General features: G+C 48.4%; 10 protein-coding genes. 9 read left to right on the forward strand and 1 reads right to left on the reverse strand.

Annotated features, from left to right (window positions below; all coding sequences use genetic code 11):
• Nucleotides 1-281: 281 nt before the first annotated feature.
• The 4 genes from L5M29_RS13640 to L5M29_RS13655 all read left to right on the forward strand — a co-directional run bounded on the left by L5M29_RS13640 (nt 282) and on the right by L5M29_RS13655 (nt 5987).
• Nucleotides 282-647, forward strand: coding sequence for a hypothetical protein (locus tag L5M29_RS13640; RefSeq protein WP_263168283.1), 366 nt, complete (start codon nt 282-284; stop codon nt 645-647).
• A gap of 632 nt (nt 648-1279) precedes the next feature.
• Nucleotides 1280-4177 carry a xanthine dehydrogenase family protein molybdopterin-binding subunit gene (locus L5M29_RS13645; protein ID WP_263168285.1) on the forward strand — a complete coding sequence of 966 codons (2898 nt, stop codon included), beginning with the start codon at nt 1280-1282 and terminating at the stop codon, nt 4175-4177.
• Nucleotides 4174-4707: a (2Fe-2S)-binding protein gene (locus L5M29_RS13650; protein WP_006085889.1), complete on the forward strand. Its 534-nt coding sequence runs from the start codon at nt 4174-4176 to the stop codon at nt 4705-4707. The genes L5M29_RS13645 and L5M29_RS13650 overlap by 4 nt, the downstream gene beginning before the upstream one ends.
• Nucleotides 4707-5987 (forward strand): cytochrome c, encoded by a 1281-nt coding sequence (locus L5M29_RS13655; RefSeq protein WP_259562563.1) that lies wholly within the window; start codon nt 4707-4709, stop codon nt 5985-5987. Before L5M29_RS13650 ends, L5M29_RS13655 begins: the two co-directional genes overlap by 1 nt.
• A 157-nt stretch (nt 5988-6144) precedes the next feature.
• On the opposite strand, the gene L5M29_RS13660 is transcribed toward L5M29_RS13655, so the two are convergent.
• Entirely contained in the window at nt 6145-7125 is a 981-nt protein-coding gene (locus L5M29_RS13660) for a dienelactone hydrolase family protein (RefSeq protein WP_263168288.1), read from the reverse strand.
• Nucleotides 7126-7345: 220 nt separating this feature from the next.
• On the opposite strand from L5M29_RS13660, the gene L5M29_RS13665 reads away from it, so the two are divergent.
• The 5 genes from L5M29_RS13665 (at nt 7346) to L5M29_RS13685 (ending at nt 16626) form a co-directional block, all read left to right on the forward strand.
• Nucleotides 7346-8293 carry a LysR family transcriptional regulator gene (locus tag L5M29_RS13665; RefSeq protein WP_259560168.1) on the forward strand — a complete coding sequence of 316 codons (948 nt, stop codon included), beginning with the start codon at nt 7346-7348 and terminating at the stop codon, nt 8291-8293.
• 310 nt (nt 8294-8603) lie between these two features.
• Nucleotides 8604-9812, forward strand: a complete 1209-nt coding sequence (locus L5M29_RS13670) for a NupC/NupG family nucleoside CNT transporter (RefSeq protein WP_012088411.1) — start codon at nt 8604-8606, stop codon at nt 9810-9812.
• 350 nt (nt 9813-10162) lie between these two features.
• On the forward strand, nt 10163-12460 hold the full coding sequence (locus tag L5M29_RS13675) for a hypothetical protein (protein WP_263168291.1): 2298 nt from the start codon (nt 10163-10165) through the stop codon (nt 12458-12460).
• 12 nt (nt 12461-12472) lie between these two features.
• Complete coding sequence (locus L5M29_RS13680; protein ID WP_263168293.1) at nt 12473-14200, forward strand: toxin-antitoxin system YwqK family antitoxin; 1728 nt, start codon at nt 12473-12475, stop codon at nt 14198-14200.
• A gap of 116 nt (nt 14201-14316) precedes the next feature.
• Nucleotides 14317-16626 (forward strand): toxin-antitoxin system YwqK family antitoxin, encoded by a 2310-nt coding sequence (locus L5M29_RS13685; RefSeq protein WP_263168294.1) that lies wholly within the window; start codon nt 14317-14319, stop codon nt 16624-16626.
• The last annotated feature ends 26 nt before the right edge of the window (nt 16627-16652 follow it).

The raw sequence follows: 16652 nt of genomic DNA on the forward strand, positions 1-16652 counted from the left end.
TGCTATGACAATTGATTTGATGATGAGACAGTCAGACTGATCTACTGAAAACCTTAGCTCGCCATAGGCTCATAATGAAGCCGCAAGGATGATAAGGACAGTAGAAGCAGATATCCATCAGGGCCAGAGGCATACCTCAATAACAGGCCGAATATATGGGTGCAATGAACTCTTCTCATAATCGCTATCGAATGTCTTGCAAACCGGATGGGTCCATATATGGCGAGCTAGCTTTCGCAGGTGCAGGGACGCATCCTTCGGAAGCGATAGCAAATTTGCCAATGAGCACAAGGGGCTTTCAACTCCGTTGGGGGGCGGCAAGGGAGATCCAAGAGGGAATTGCTGTTGATCCCCTCTTGGTCGGGTGTGGGTTGAAGACCCACGACCTTGATTCACCTCGGCCGCTAGGCCGCAAAATTACCAGTTCACTATTTTGTAAATCGACAAATTGCGAACCGACAAAGCTTCCCCATGGCTACCGCACTTCGCCAACATTCGTCAGCCAAGCCATCAATCAATCAAAACAAGGTTGCACCAACTCAAAACGTCCACTGCTGAACATTGAGCACAATGCCAATAAGCACTATGGCAACAAGTATAAGTGCCAAAGCATATTCACGAATTTGCAGGAGGAGTTGGGTATCTAAGAAAGAGAAAAGACACATCGTCCTGATGCAAGTGACTCGAATCACGGGTACGCGATTAAAGCTCATCCTTGTTAAAAACCTAAGATAGCGACATAGCGTACACTTGTCTATAACTTTAGCATTACAAATCAAGTAATTAAGCAAGCACTGATTTAACAATGTTGATATGACTGTATGTGACTAAACCAATCGCAATCAAATAACGCTATCGCTTGATCTTGCGGTGGCAATAAAGTCTCGCCGTGACAGGCGGTTTGGTTTTGGCAAGCGAGCCAATTTTGACATGGGAAAATGAGTTCAATGAATGCATTAGCTAAGGGGGACTAAGCAAAGGGCACTGAACAAAATTCAGCCATAACGTAACTGAGTTGAATCACAGTGCGAACATCACTGTAGAAGCCTGATAACACAGGTGCTACACACGAATTTAGCTTGATTAAAACTGCGACAATTAACCGCCTAAATTTGCATTTTCAGCCCTACATGCTAACGTGGCTAATGTAAATTTACATTCAGTGTTTATCAAAGCTATGTCGCAACAATCAATAAAAAGTCGATCGACAACAAGCCTATATCGGGCGATACCAAGCAGCGCGGCTGATATGACACGGAAGCACAACTGAGGTTGAGATATGGAACCATCTAATACGTCACGCCGGACCTTTATTAAGCAATGTGTGATTGGCGGGGTTGCCGTATATTCGGCCCCTTTGTTGTGGGAAATGAGTCGCGCGAATGCGGCGATTGTCTCACCTGAACTGGCAGCCCAATGGCAAACTCAGGTTAATGGTCAATCCAAACCTAAGTTTCGTAATGACGGCATAGCGAAGGTCACAGGCCAAAAGGTCTATGGCCGTGATTACCGCGCTATGGACATGGAAGGCTGGCCCAAGCAGCAAGGTTACGCTTTTATACTTCGCGCCGCCGATGCCTCCCATGTTTATCAAGGCTTTTCCCTCGACCATCTGCCCGCGTCGGCTAAGCCCTATAAAGTGATCACTGCGGCCGATCTGGCCCGCGATAAGGTCAAGCTGCCCGATTTTTACGGTGACAACATGTTACTGGCCGAGGGGCAAACCGCCGACTACTTAGGTCATGCGGTGGCGATATTGTTGTTCGACAGTTTCCCCGCCTTTAAGCAAGCTAAGTCTTTACTGCAATTTGATCAGACCTTACTGCGCTTTGGTGAGCAAACGCCGTTTGTGTCGGACACCAAAGACCCTTACGCCAGTTGGCGCCTTATTCGAGTTGAAGGTGAAAATGGCGCAAGGGAAGATTTATATAGCCCGCTCCACGATGGGCTATTTTTCCCCAGCGTAAAAGATCGCAAGCCAGAATGGTTAGGCAATCCGAATGCCAAAGGGACAGTGTCTGAGCGCGGGCTTTATTATGCAGGCGAGATAGATAAGCAGATTGCTAGCGCCCAAGCCAATCAACAATGGCAAGTGTTAGAGCGGGAATATCGCACCCAGATCATCGATCCTATGATGATGGAACCCGAAGCCTTTAACGGCTGGTATGACGCAACTAGCCAAACCTTTCATACTGTGATTACCTCGCAGTCGCCGCAGGACTTTCAAGAGATGGCAGTGCACATGCTGTTATCTGGCCCACTGGCAGGCAAGGTGAAACATCTTGTGGTGCACTCGCCTTATATCGGCGGTGGATTTGGCGCGAAAGACCATTCGATATTTCCCTATTACGGCGTGCTCGCGGCCGTTTATGCCAAGGGACCAATCCGACTCGCCAATGACAGATTCGAACAATTCCAGTCTGGCCTTAAGCGTCATCCGTTCATCATGAAAAGCCGCTTAGCGGTGGATAAATCGACCTTAAAAATCCAAGCCTTAACTTCGCAAATGACAGTCGATGGCGGCGGACGAGTCAACTTTACCCCTTCTGTGACCTCAGTTGGCGCGACGGCGATGCAAAGCATTTACTACACACCGCGCAACGATATTATCGCCACCGCCTATGCATCGCGTAACCCAGATGCGGGCTCGATGCGCGGTTATGGCACGCTGCAATCGATGACAGCGATGGAATGCATGATCCACGAGATAGCCGACGAGTTAAAGGTTGATCCCTTTAAACTGCGCGCCGCCAACGTGATGGAATCCGGCCAGCGTAATACGCAAGGCGCGATCCCTAACGGCACTTTGCGTTACCGCGAAATGCTCGACATGGCCGAACGTGATCCCGTGTGGCAAAACCGCGCGGTGAATAAAAAGGACTATGAGGCCAAACATCCGGGGATGCGTTACGGCGTCGGTTTTGGTATCGCCACCAAAGATTATGGTACGGGCGCAGCGGCGCCAAGTGCGGCGGTTCGCCTAGCGAAAGACGGTAAAATCACCCTAGAAATCGGCTTTATCGAAATGGGCACAGGCACGCAAACCTCCCAAGCCGTTGTGGTCAGCGATGCCCTCGGCAACTTTGCCGATGAGGTAAAACTCGCCGAAGTGGATATTTGGGATGCGATGCAATTAGTGCAAACCGATAATCCTTATATTATTTCGCAGCAACGCCAAGATGAAATGGCGGCCAATCCACGCTGGACACCGGTTAAAGCTATGGCCTCGTCGGCATCTATGTCGGCCTATTATCAAAGCCATGTCAGCCGCATCGCCGCCGATATTATCTACCGTCACGGCCTGTGGCCTGCGGCGGTATCGATTTGGAACGAGTTGTATTTTAACACGCCAATGGGCTCGACTAATTTGCATAACGCCCGCGATGGTCGCTGGGTCGATGGCAAGTTAACCGCCTTGGGCTTTCCGCCGCTGTCGATCGATATTCTCGCGAAACGCGCCCACGACATGGGCTTAGTGGTCGGCGTGATGGGCCATGCCTTTAATCGCTGGGCTTGGGCCGAGGCCGATTTCGACATTCTTGGCACTAAAGAACGTTTAGCACTCGATGCGCTGGCGCTGCAATACGGCGAAGGGAACGCGACGTTTGCGGCAACTTCCGACACGACTATGAGTATCAAAGCGCGCCAAGCCAGCATGAAGTCTAACGGCTATCACTTGATCGATCGTCAAGCCATGAGTTATCCCAAGGCCGAACTGAACAATGCCATGGTGACTTACTACGCACCCTGCGCCACTTTGGTTGAAGTCGCCGTAAACGAAGGCAATGGCGAAGTCACGCTGCTGAGTTCTCATACTTGGTTAGAGGCGGGCAAAGTGATCGTGAAAGAACTGGTCGAAGGGCAAATTCAAGGTGGCCTTGCGATGGGGATTGGCCATGCACTGCATGAAGGCTTACCGCCATTTGAAGCAGGCGCTGGCAATGGTACGTGGAACCTCAATCGCTATCAGGTGCCGTTAGCGCGGCATGTGGGCGTGTGGGCTCAACGTCATACCATATTGCCACAGTTATCTGATAACGATCCCAGCCGTGGTATCGCCGAAGTGGTGATGATCCCTGTGGTCGCGGCGCTGATTGAAGCCGTGTATCAAGCGACCCATGTCCGCTTTTACGATTTACCTATGACAGCGAAAAAAATTAAGGAGGCCATGGCATGAGCCAGTCTATTAAACTGACCATTAATAACCAAGCCGTAGGCCCGATTGAAGTCGCCGATGGTGTGATGATGATTGAGTTTCTACATGAATACTTAAACCTCACAGGTACTAAGTTTGGTTGCGGCGCGGGCGTATGCCACGCCTGTACTGTGATCGTCGACGACGAGCAAGGCATGAGCGAAGTGGTGCGTACCTGCATCAATGGCGTCGAGCGTTTTAATGGTAAACGCGTCCGCACAGTCGAAGGTCATGCTAGACAAAACTCCCTTGGTGAAATCACCGCCCTGAGCCCAGTGCAAGAGGCTTTTTTAGAGCACTTCTCGTTTCAATGTGGCTGGTGTACCTCGGGCTTTGTCAACGAATCGACCGCACTGCTTGAGCGATTAGAGCGACAACCTATCGCTAAAGATCAAGTTGAAAAAGTCGTTGAAGATGCCTTGAGTGAACACGTATGCCGCTGTACTGGCTACGTAAAATACTATGCGGCGGTCAAAGATCTGATCCTCAACACTAAGGGGTTAACCCTGTGATGACATCAGCCAATCTGCGCCATTTCCCGCACATTAGTAGGATAAAAAATCTGTTGAGCCACAATCTACTCCTGAGTTTAGGGCTAGGTTTGCTCGCCTGTTCCAGCAGCGTTGCCGATGAAGGTGGCAATACAACAAATAGTGACATCGAACGCGGCGCGTATCTGATGAAGATAGGCGACTGTGTGGCCTGCCATACTGCGGTCGGCGGGCGCGAACTCGCGGGCGGTTTGCCGTTCGAAACGCCCTTTGGCGCTGTGTACTCGACCAATATCACCTCAGATAAAGAAACTGGGATTGGCAAATACAGTTACGAGGACTTTTTTGATGCCATGCACCACGGTGTTGGCGTCAACGGCAACCTCTACCCTGCTATGCCCTACACGTCATACAGCCTGCTGACGGACGACGACACTAAGGCGATTTATGCCTATTTGATGAGTACTAAACCCATCAAGCAAGCCAATCGCGACAATGATGTTTACTTTCCGTTTAACCTGCGTTTTGGCCTAAAAGCTTGGAACTTAGTCGCCCACGATGCCAAGGAATTTACCCCGAGCAAGGAAAAAAGCGAGCATTGGAATCGTGGCAATTACTTAGTCAATGCCCTAGGGCATTGCGGTGAATGCCACACCCCAAGAGACACGCTGTTTGCCATGGAGCAGGACAAGCACTTTGAGGGCGCGATTATCGAAGGGCTAGAAGCATCGGACATTCGTCCCGCCGAACTTAACAGGCAGAACTGGACCCATGAGGATCTTAAGTCGCTGTTTACTGAAGGCTATTCCCGTAAAGGCACTGTATTTGGTGGCATGTATCCCGTGGTGTATCACAGCTTTAGCCACTTAACCGACGATGATATGCGCGCGGTCAGCAGTTATCTGCTCGATACCGACGAAGATATTAAACCACAAGCGCTCACCTTTAACGGCCATAAACCTGAACTGCCAGGCTATACGCTTTACAAAGGTTACTGCGCCGGTTGCCATGGTCAAAACGGTGAAGGTCGTCCTAACGTCGCCCCCGCGATGGCTGGTAACGCCACCTTAGATAAAGCCAGTCCACACAATATCGTCGCCGTGATGCTAAAAGGTATTAAGAGCCAGCATTACAACCTCACCACCAGCTTTTATGCCATGCCTGGATATGCTGATGAGTTAAGCGACGAGCAGATTAAAGACTTAGCCAATTACCTAAGACTCACCTGGAGCACACAACCCGGTAATCTCGATGTGAAGACCATCCAAAGCTTGAAAGAAGTGATCCTCGAGCACGAATAACCCGCATGGATATGTGGGAAATTAAAAATAAAAGCCGACGCTAGCGTCGGCTTTTGCTTGAATGATATAGAGCGCGAGAATCGGTCACTCATCGACTTAATCAAAGTAAGCTGAATCAGAATAAGCGGGATCAGAGTAAGCGGAGCTTCACTCCCAGTTAGCCACGCAGTCGAGTATCGAAGAAGGCTAAGCTGCGCGCCCATGCGAGCTCGGCGGTGGCTTTATCGTATCGTCCTGTTGAGTCGTTATGGAAACCGTGATTCACATTCGGGTAAAGATAAGCGACATAATCGGCTTTATTGGTTTTTAGCTGGGTTTCATACTCGGCCCAAGTGTCGTTCACCCGCTGATCCAATCCAGCAAACTGCAACATTAGCGGCCCTTTCACGCGGCCACGCAGCTCTGCAGCTGCGGGTGTGCCATAGAAAGGTACGCCAGCATTAAGCTCATCGGGAATCGTGGCGGCCAGCATATTGACGATATAGCCGCCAAAACAAAAACCTACGGCACCGAGTTTGCCATTGCTCTGGGGATGGGATTTTAAAAACTGCGCGGCGGCAATAAAGTCTTGTTCAATTTTGGCTCTGTCTAAACTGCTTTGCATGGCGCGGCCCGCATCATCATTGCCCGGATAACCACCGAGGGAATAAAGTGCATCGGGGGCGAAGGCGATATACCCCTGCGCCGCTAATCGGCGAGCAACATCTTCGATATAGGGATTTAGGCCACGGTTCTCGTGCACCACCAATACCACGGCGGCTTTTTTACTGGGATCTAAAGTCTTGGGCTCACCAGCGGCACTGCCCGCGAGCAATAATTCATTGGGTATCACTAAATAGCCGCGCCCTTCACCGTAACCATTGGGCGAGGGAAATTTAACATAGCTGGCTTGAATACTCGGGTCGTTAAACGACACTTGTTCGGCAAGGGCATAGTTCGGCATGAGTGCGCCCGTGAGCGTTGTCAGGGTAAACCCTAGCGCCACAAGTCCTGCAAGCCGCCCCATAAACTCACGGCGATCGATAATGCCATGGGCATATTCGTCATACCAGTCAAAGGCTTCCTGCGGTATCGGTTGTACTTTCTGAACACTCATCTGGCTTGTTTCTGCTAAGGCTTGCTTGTCTTGCTGTGTCATCGTTATTCCTCCGTTGAACAAGCTAACCACAGGTCACTTCCCTAGCTTGTGGGTGTTAATATTTAACTCAAGAGTAAAGGATGAATCGCACTTAGGGCAACTGACTTTAACGTTTGTCGTTTGGTAAGCTTGGTTTGAAATAACACACGATTGGCACAAACGGCTGTCGGTTAAGGCTAGGCTAGCTTAAAATAGCGATTTAGATTCTAGAGGGCTTGGCGTGATACAACATAGAGCTAGCCAGATGGTGATATTTCACACTCTGGTGACCAGTGGCAGTTTTACCCAAGCGGCAGCTAAGTTAAAAACTTCGACCTCCTATGTCAGCAAGCAAATTGGCGCGTTGGAAGCCGAGCTGAACTTACTGTTAGTGCAGCGCACCACGCGCACCTTAGTGTTAACTGACGCGGGCCAGCAGTTTGCGCGTTATTGTGAGCAAGTGTTTGAAGCGACGCAAAATGCCGATGCCATGATGCTGGATGCCCGCGACGACATTAGCGGGACGATTCGCCTCGGTTCTTCCCAATCCTTTGGCACCTTACACATCATCCCCGCGCTGGAAGTGTTGCAGGAAAAATATCCCGAATTACGATTTGAGCTGAGCCTGTTCGACCATAAGGCCGACATGCTAGAGGAAGGCCTCGATCTGTGGATCACTAACCATGAACAGCTGAACGAAGGTTATATCGCCCAGCATCTCGCCGAGACTAACTTTGTGGTGGTCGCCTCCCCCGATTATTTACTCAAGCACGGCGTGCCACACCATCCACGGGAGTTAGCTCAGCACAATTGTGTTATCTATCAAAGTAAAAGCCGTAATTATGATCGCTGGAGTTTTGCTAAGGATGACCATGAGCAAACCGTCAATGTCGCGGGCAATTACCGTGTCGACTTAGCCGAAGCCGTGCGCAATGCTGTGATTGCAGGAAGAGGTATAGGTTATGTGGCCACTTACTTGCTCAGTGATGAGTTTCAAAGCGGCAAGCTCATTCAACTCTTACCCGATTGGAAACCGCTGCAACAGATGCCCGTTTACGTGGTTTACCCAAGGCGGCGCCATTTACCGACTAAGTACAAAGTGATTATCGAATATTTAAAGTCCCATATCGGCCACCCGCCCTACTGGGATAAAAAGCTCAAACCTTGGTTAGGTAAGACCGTCACTTAAGCTATAGTCATTTAAGCTACAGTCACTTAAGCAACAGTCACTTAAGCTGCATTTCAAACCAGCACTGACTACTGCACCAGCCTAAAGTCGTCTGTGGCGTGATTTCTATTATTGCCGCAGACACAAATATTATTTCCTCTGGGAAACAGTAGCCAAAATAACTTTTATTATCCAACATAAACAGCAACTTAAATAGTTGCTATTTTCGACACTTTTATCGTAACAGCCCAGTAACGCCCTCGACTTGCCCTTACGCTGACTCGGCCTACAATGCGCGACTTCTTCTATCACTCAAAAGAATAAACCCATTATGACCGCGATATTAGGCATGATTAGCATCTTGTTTTTTGCTTGGTTACTGTCAGTGAACCGCAAGAACATTCCCTACCGCACTGTGATTTTAGCCCTAGGCCTACAAATTATATTTGCCCTGTTAGTGCTCTACGTCCCTGCGGGTAAGGCCGTATTGCAGTCTGTTACGGCGGGCGTGTCGAGCGTGATAGCCTACGGCAACGAAGGGATTGGTTTCCTGTTTGGCGATCTCGCCACGGGTAAAGTCGGCTTCGTATTTGCGATCAATGTGTTAGGTATCATCATCTTCTTCTCGGCGCTGATTTCTGCCTTATACCATATTGGGTTAATGCCTAAGGTGATCAACATTATTGGTGGTGGTCTGCAGCGTTTACTGGGCACGGGCCGCGCTGAGTCTTTATCTGCCACGGCGAACATCTTCGTCGGCATGATTGAAGCGCCGCTGGTGATCAAACCCTATTTAAAGCACATGAGCGATTCGCAATTCTTCGCGGTTATGAGCTGTGGTTTAGCCTCAGTTGCGGGCGGCACCTTAGTGGGGTATGCCGCTTTAGGTGTCGATCTTAACTATTTGATTGCCGCAGCCTTTATGTCAGCACCTGCGGGTCTGTTGATGGCAAAAATCCTCATGCCACCCAACGAAAATGACAAAAACAACTCAGATGAAATCACCTCAGTAGAACTGCCACGCGCCACCAATGTGGTTGAAGCCTTAGCCGATGGCGCTATGTCTGGCATGCGGATTTCTGTGGGGATCGGTGCCACGCTGCTAGCTTTTGTCAGTGTTATCGCCCTGCTGAACGGCATGTTAGGCGCTGTGGGTGAATGGTTCGGTTACCAGTTAAGCTTCGAATTCTTGCTCGGTTATCTGTTCGCGCCTATGGCGTGGCTGCTGGGTATTCCTTGGCATGAAGCCATTACTGCGGGCTCACTGATCGGCCAAAAAATCGTGGTCAATGAGTTTGTTGCCTTTATCCAGTTAATGAAAGTAGAAGACCAACTGAGTGCCCATTCTCAGGCAGTTGTCACTTTTGCCCTGTGTGGTTTTGCGAACATTTCAACCATGGCAATTTTGATCGGTGGACTGGGTAGCATGGTGCCAGAGCGCCGCGAATTTATCGCCCGTAATGGTTTTCGCGCCATTGCCGCCGGCGTATTCGCTAACCTCATGAGTGCAGCAATCGCCAGCGTGATCCTCTCGCTGTAGCTTGTTTTCGATAACAGCTTTCTGTCCTCGAGTATCAATCACTGATCTCGAGCATCGAAATAGAAAAAGCTGATCCCAGCGCAAACCCAAATCAAGTACGCCTTGGTTTGGGTTTTGTTTTATGCCCCGCTTAATTATCCGCTTAAGCTCGTCTTTACTGCCGCACGACTGACCTAAACCTCGTCGCAAACAAATAAGTACGGACAGTCTCTTTACCTTGCTTGCTCGCCTTTTAAGCGCACATTTTGATGACGTCGTTTTATTGCCTCAGATAGTTTTTGTGTATAATGTCGCCAAACTAAGATTAATACATTTACATTTCAATAACATGCGTAGCCAAGGGAGTACAAATGGCCACAGGGAAATACAAGGCAGTTCACGCCGCAATCGCACTGACAGTGGCAAGTATCACACTCTTGTTAACCGCCTGCGATGACTCAACGACGTCCTCAGAATCGGTTACGACGAATATACCCGCAGATCGCGAGTATCAGATTATTTCCACCATAAGCCTCAACGATGGTTTCGAAACTCGCAAAGTACTGCAGGCACGATTGCTGCTGGATTACCAATTACAAGATGCAGGGGGTAAGGCGGTCAACTTAACCACACCGTTAACCCATAACGCCCGCTTTTTTATCCAACCTAACCTGCTGCAAATTAGCGATTATGGCATGCCGATCCCGGTGAGTAATATTGACCCCAAAGGCAAGTCCAATGAAATCTTTCAGTTGGTTAAAGACGGCTTTAATGTGGAATTTAACAATGGTGAAGTCCGCCAACTGACTCCCATTGCCAAGATGGATCAAAAAGATATCAAGGAATTATTTGAGCGCTGGCAAAATCTTAATAGCTTGTTTAAACAAGCCCCTACCTTGCCTGTGGCGCTTGAGCCTAGCGTAGGTTATAGCATCAAAGCCCCCATGGATGCGCGCTTAACTTGGACGGTTGAGCAGGTCAGTGAAGATAAGTTGATCGCCGTATTACAAGGGGAGAAAGACAAGTATAAGGCCTATGGCAAGTTCGAAGTTAACCGCAAAACCGGTTGGTTAGAGAGCATGGCGTTTTTTCAACGGGAAGAGCGCCAAGGGCGTACCTTTACCCACCGAACCGTAATGGCGCCTAAGGATCGCCCTTACATCATGAGCACGCTTTGGCATGCCGATGATAGCTTTGATGCTGAGCGCGATAGGGATGATCGGCAAAAAGAACTGTACCGCATTAGCGATATACCGCAGGAATATCGCCCCAATAATGAGGCATTTATAAAATCCTTATTACCTGAACAACAAGGTATTTTAGATAATCTTGGCCCTTGGGGCACTGATACCCCTGAAGATCTGCAATTGCGCTTTGTCCACAATATGAGTCCGCAATATGTGGAAGCCGATGTGCGTTATGAGGACTTAACCGCCTTTGATGCTAACGGCAAACCGATTGACATTCACTTCTGGCAGCACGGTAAAGGTTGGGCGAGGAATTACCATCCCTCGATTGAATCTGCAACCGATATTATTGCGACTGGGTGGGATAACACCGCGAATAAACTCAAACAGATAGACCATATTACTGCCAAGCTAACACTTATCCCACAGACGAATAAGATAGTCGAAAAGTCGTGGGATGAACTGCTGGCAACACCTTACAGGGTTGGCGATGCCAGCCTAACAATCCAAGTGCTCGATGCCGAGGCGAAACTCTTTAAAGTCGTGTCAAAGCAGAGTGAGGATCAGAGTATTAATCTGCCTTTCCAACAATTTAAAGGCATGATGGCTGAGGCCCGTCGCGAAGGTAATTATCCCTCTTGGCTAACGGCGACGGAAAAGGAGCTGCTAGAACAATTGATTGGGGCCGATGAGAGCCATCACCTCACCAGCAACGCACTGTTACTCAAGCTGGATGAAATTCCTAAAACCCTGATGTTAATTGAGCAACAACCCCAGCCGGAGTTGACTCAAACCAAAACGATCCGCTTTGTACAATTTAGCGACTACAACAAAAATCTGGCGAATCCTCCCACCGAGTTTGGCAACGCTGGCCTAGGTAGCTTTATCAATCCGGCGCTTGATGCTGCAAAAAATGAGTTCAATACGATCCAAGGGATAAAACCTGTAACTGACAATGGTCATAATCTGTATATTCCCATGTCAGCTGCCTTGGCAAGCGCCTGCAAACCTGAAATAGATCAAGGCTTTAATGAGGGTAAAAATCCCGTCACTTGGCAGTTTGATCCCAACGCCCCAAACGGGGCAGCCTATAGTTTGATGACCCCAGACCGCGTGCGGCAGTTTTTCTACGATAAACAGATCAAGGGCAAGATCCATTGCCAAGGTGATATTCACTGGCAGCCTTTAGAACTGGCTGTAACCGACCGCCCTTGGTTAATCGATTTAGAGTCTTGGCTGACGCAAACCGGATATGGCAATGAGCCAAGTAGCGATCTTAAAAATTACTTTAAGGTCGAAGATGCCCAAGGCAATCTGTTAAGCATTCGACTCCCCGAAAATACTGAGCAGCGGATAAACGAGGTGCTGGTCGATGGCCGTTATTTGAGTATTGCAGGACCCGCCGCCAAGGTGAGTTATATGACTATCTCTAAAGACCCCGTCAATATCCCCTATGAATTCACCTTTAAACCTTTGCCATAAAAAGGAGCGGTTATGCGTCTATTTACAGTAAATCGGCTCCTTGGAGCACTCGTACTTATCAGTACCTATGCCAATGCAGAAAACGTGCTGCTCGATGCCCATTGGAAGGTTGTCAAAGATGAAAAACAGGCTTTGTACTATTTAAAGCTATCGACTGAAATGATCGATGGCAATTATAAGACTGAGGTCTATTACAAGAACAAAGATATGCTTTTCTGCGCCAGCGCCCTCGCCGATAACAAGATCGGTAAAAAAATCACCAGCGAACAATTTCGCGGTGCGTATCAATGTTACTTTGAGGATGGCAAACCGTACGAGCAAGGCTTTCGTAACGAGCAAGGCCAACTTCATGGCTTGCTTAAAAAATACATTGCCACCGGTCAACTGTATGTTGAAACGCACTATGAAAATGGCGTGAAACAAGGCCTAGAAACGAGTTACTGGGAAGGCGGCAATATCCGTTACAAAGCGAGCTATCAAAATGGCAAAGAAGTCGGCATAAGCGAACTCTATGATGACGAAGGCAAACTTAGAGGTAAAGTCTGTAAAAGTGGCACCTGTGTCACCCAATACTATGACAATGGCAACTTACACCTCGAAATCCCCATGGTGGATGGGCTCAAACATGGCAACGAAACGAATTGGGGCTTTGGTAAACTGCTTTCGACCCAAGCTTATGTTAAAGATAAAAAACAGGGGGATTATTTTGAATACTTCCCGGATGGCAAGGTCGAGCGCCACTACCAATATCAAGCTGATTATAAGGTCGGTGAGCAACTGACTTACTATGAAAATGGCCAACTCAAATTAAAGGAAGTCACCAACGATAAGGGTGATGTCCTCCAAGCTATCGAATACGATGAACAAGGGCAAATTAAAAAAACCGCAGACAGCAAATACCAAGGTAATCGCTGGGTTTATCGTAAACAGCAGCGCTATCGCGATGGCCAATTGATTGAGACTCAAGAAGAAGACAAACTCAAAAACTGGTCACTCTCCGAAACCTTCAAAAAAGGCTTGTTAATCGAGCGCCAGGAGCGACTCAATAACCAATTGAATGGTTTACAGCTCAAGTCCTTTGACTACAACGATGTCATCACCCTCTCCCGCGAATATTATGAGGCGGGTAAGCGTGAAGGCGCCTATGAAACGGTAAAAATTGAGCCTGCCACAGGGAAAACTCAGCTAGTAGAGCAAGGTCAATATGCCAAAGATAAACAAGCAGGTACTTGGAAGAAATTTCAGGACGACGCCACCCTCACCTATAGCCACGATGATAATGGTGAGCTCCACGGTGAATACCTCAACAAGACCAACTCTGGCCAGTTGCTTGAATCTATTCACTTTAAACATGGCAAGCCCGATGGATTAGTCCAGCGTTACGCCAGTAACGGCCAAGTGTATGAAAAAGGCGTATACCGCAATGGTGAACAGGATGGCGATTGGATATTTACCGATGGTGAGTACGGTTTCCGCCCAATACCCAACCCTGAAAGACGCTATTGGTATGGTCGCTTCGACCAAGGTAAACGAGTCGGCCATTGGGAATTGCGCTCATCTGAAGACTATGTGCTCCAAATCGCCAATTATGACGAACTGGGCAGGCTTGATGGTAAGCAATACGAGTTTGAGGAACATGGCTGGATACGGGTGATTAATAGCTACCATAATGGCCAGTTTTTAAATCAGGAAATGCCACCCCCTGTGGTCACTTCTGATGATGTTTTCCCTCGGTTTTAGCTTAAGCCTAGACGCTGTGCACTGCATTGAGTGCACAGCGCAATAGATAATTAAAATTAGGATTCTTACATAGGCCGCACATACCTTGGCCTTAAGACCCAGAACAAGGAATCAGCATGTTCAATACCCCATTTCGCGTGATTAGCCTCGCCATTGCAGGGGCTAGCATAGTGAGTCTCCATGCGCAGGCCGCGCAAAACCTCTCCTCCATGATGGTCGAAATTCGTCAGCAAGACGGAATTCCCAGCTATTACAATCTCGCCACTGGCATGCCCTTAAATGGCGATATCGCCATAGTCCGCGATAACCAAGGATATACCTTAGGGCAATTTTCCCAGGGGATACCGAATGGTAAATGGCAAGTATTTCATACCAATAACAGCAAGCTTATCGAAGGAAACTATCAGCAGGGTTATCAAGATGGCACTTGGCGACTGTTCGATTTAAGTGGTGCAGTCACAGAGGAGCAGCAATTTACCAAAGGCGTGCCCACGGGCGAATGGAAGGAATACAGCAGCGGCCAGCTCACCCAAACAACACACTATAAAGACGGTAAAAAAGAGCAGGTAAAACGCTTCTATGCCAGTGGCAAACTGCAAGCCCAAGAAAGCTACCTCGACAACCTGCGCCACGGTAAATGGGAAAGTTTCTATGAAAACGGTACTTTATCCCAAAGCCAAAGCTATGCGAACAACCAACTCTCCGGCCCCTATTTAGAGCAAAATCCCGACGGGCAAGTTTCTGTGACAGGTCGCTTCGATGCCGAAGGCCGCCGCCAAGGATTGTGGGAAACCTTCTTCGACGACGGGACTAAATCGAGTGCCAGCCAGTTCAATCTAAATCATCTCGATGGTGAAGAACGGACGTTTTACCCCAATGGCGAACTCGCTAGCCTCTGCCAATATAAGGTAGGGCAACGCCAAGGCAAGTGTAAGCAATTTAACGATGCGGGTAAATTACTAGTTGAAGAACAGTATGTTAACGACGCTTTAGATGGGCAGCAGCAATATTTTAATGCCGAAGGAAACCTCACCAGCGATCTCAACTATAAGCAGAACCAACTTGCCGGTACGCAAAAGTATTTCTACGACAATGGCCAACTTAAGGAACTGCGCAGTTATCAAGACTCAACGCTAGCTGAAAATGGCCAATATCCGCTTCATGGACCATCGGAGCGTTATGATGCCGAAGGTAATTTACTCGAAAAAAGCCACTACGACATGGGCATTCGAGATGGACTATTTGAGCGCTATAGCGCAGGCAAACTGCAATCTTCTGAGCAATGGCAACAGGGGCAGCGACACGGTGAATCACGCCGTTACCATAGCAATGGTCAACTGCGCAGCTTAGATGAATATGTCGAAGGTAAACTGACGGGTAAATCCGAGTCCTACTTTGAGGATGGCACTGTTAATGAGCGGGGCAAACGCATTAATGGTCAATGGGTGGGTCAATATGAATCCTTTTATGACAATGGCAAACCTCGCGAACTCGCCCATTACGCCTCGGAGAAAAAGGAAAATGCCAGTCGTTATCCGCTCGATGGCCATTTTGCCCGTTGGTATGCCAATGGCGACCCTAATGAGGAAGGCGAATATCAAAACGGCAATAAACAAGGCTTATGGATCCAGTACAGCGAAGGCCAGAAACAGCGGGAGCAAACCTTCGCCGATGGCAAACTCAATGGTGACTACATAGAGTATTACCACGGACGTCGCCGTGTGGCAGGGCAATATCTCGATAATCAAAAAACAGGTCTGTGGATTGACTACCGCTACGAAGAAAAAGACCCGACCTATGGCGCTATTCCAGAAGGGAATATCCAACAAAAAAGCCATTGGCAGGAAAACAAGCGTCACGGCGTTAGGGAGTTTTACAGCTTTAAGCAAGTGGTTTACCGCTCCGAAACCTATGATAAAAATGACAAAACAGGCCCGTATGCCGAATATTATCCCAATAATGGCCAGCTAAAACTCAGCGGCACTATGGATAAAGGCAATCAAACTGGACTATGGGAAAGCTGGTTTGAGGATGGAATACAAGCGGCCAGCACTGAGTTTTTAGACGGGCAAAACCATGGTCAATCGAAGGAATACTACAGTAACGGCCAACTCAAACTAGAGGCCACTTATGCCAAAGGCTCGTTCGATGGTCAGGTTAAACAATATCACCAGAACGGTAAGCCAGAACTCGTTGAAACCTGGGTGAAAGGCCAAAAAGAAGGCGATGCTAGCTATTACCACAATAATGGCAAGTTAGCCGAACAAGGCACTTATCTTAGGGATCGCAAGGAAGGTCTATGGCAAAGTTTTTGGCCTAATGGTGAAAAACGCACTGAAGGCAGTTATCTCAGCGATCGAGAATCAGGGGATTGGAATCATTATGATCAACTCGGCAAGCTGATTAAAACAGAACACCATGGCTAGCTTAAAAATGGGGTTTTAGATTAAAA

It is taken from the genome of Shewanella sp. SM95, from assembly GCF_025653595.1.
GTDB lineage: Bacteria > Pseudomonadota > Gammaproteobacteria > Enterobacterales > Shewanellaceae > Shewanella > Shewanella oncorhynchi.

Coding starts and splice junctions, on each gene's coding strand:
- L5M29_RS13640 (WP_263168283.1), top strand. CDS start 282: ATGAGCACAAGGGGCTTTCAACTCCGTTGGGGGGCGGCAAGGGAGATC.
- L5M29_RS13645 (WP_263168285.1), top strand. CDS start 1,280: ATGGAACCATCTAATACGTCACGCCGGACCTTTATTAAGCAATGTGTG.
- L5M29_RS13650 (WP_006085889.1), top strand. CDS start 4,174: ATGAGCCAGTCTATTAAACTGACCATTAATAACCAAGCCGTAGGCCCG.
- L5M29_RS13655 (WP_259562563.1), top strand. CDS start 4,707: ATGACATCAGCCAATCTGCGCCATTTCCCGCACATTAGTAGGATAAAA.
- L5M29_RS13660 (WP_263168288.1), bottom strand. CDS start 7,125: ATGACACAGCAAGACAAGCAAGCCTTAGCAGAAACAAGCCAGATGAGT.
- L5M29_RS13670 (WP_012088411.1), top strand. CDS start 8,604: ATGACCGCGATATTAGGCATGATTAGCATCTTGTTTTTTGCTTGGTTA.
- L5M29_RS13675 (WP_263168291.1), top strand. CDS start 10,163: ATGGCCACAGGGAAATACAAGGCAGTTCACGCCGCAATCGCACTGACA.
- L5M29_RS13680 (WP_263168293.1), top strand. CDS start 12,473: ATGCGTCTATTTACAGTAAATCGGCTCCTTGGAGCACTCGTACTTATC.
- L5M29_RS13685 (WP_263168294.1), top strand. CDS start 14,317: ATGTTCAATACCCCATTTCGCGTGATTAGCCTCGCCATTGCAGGGGCT.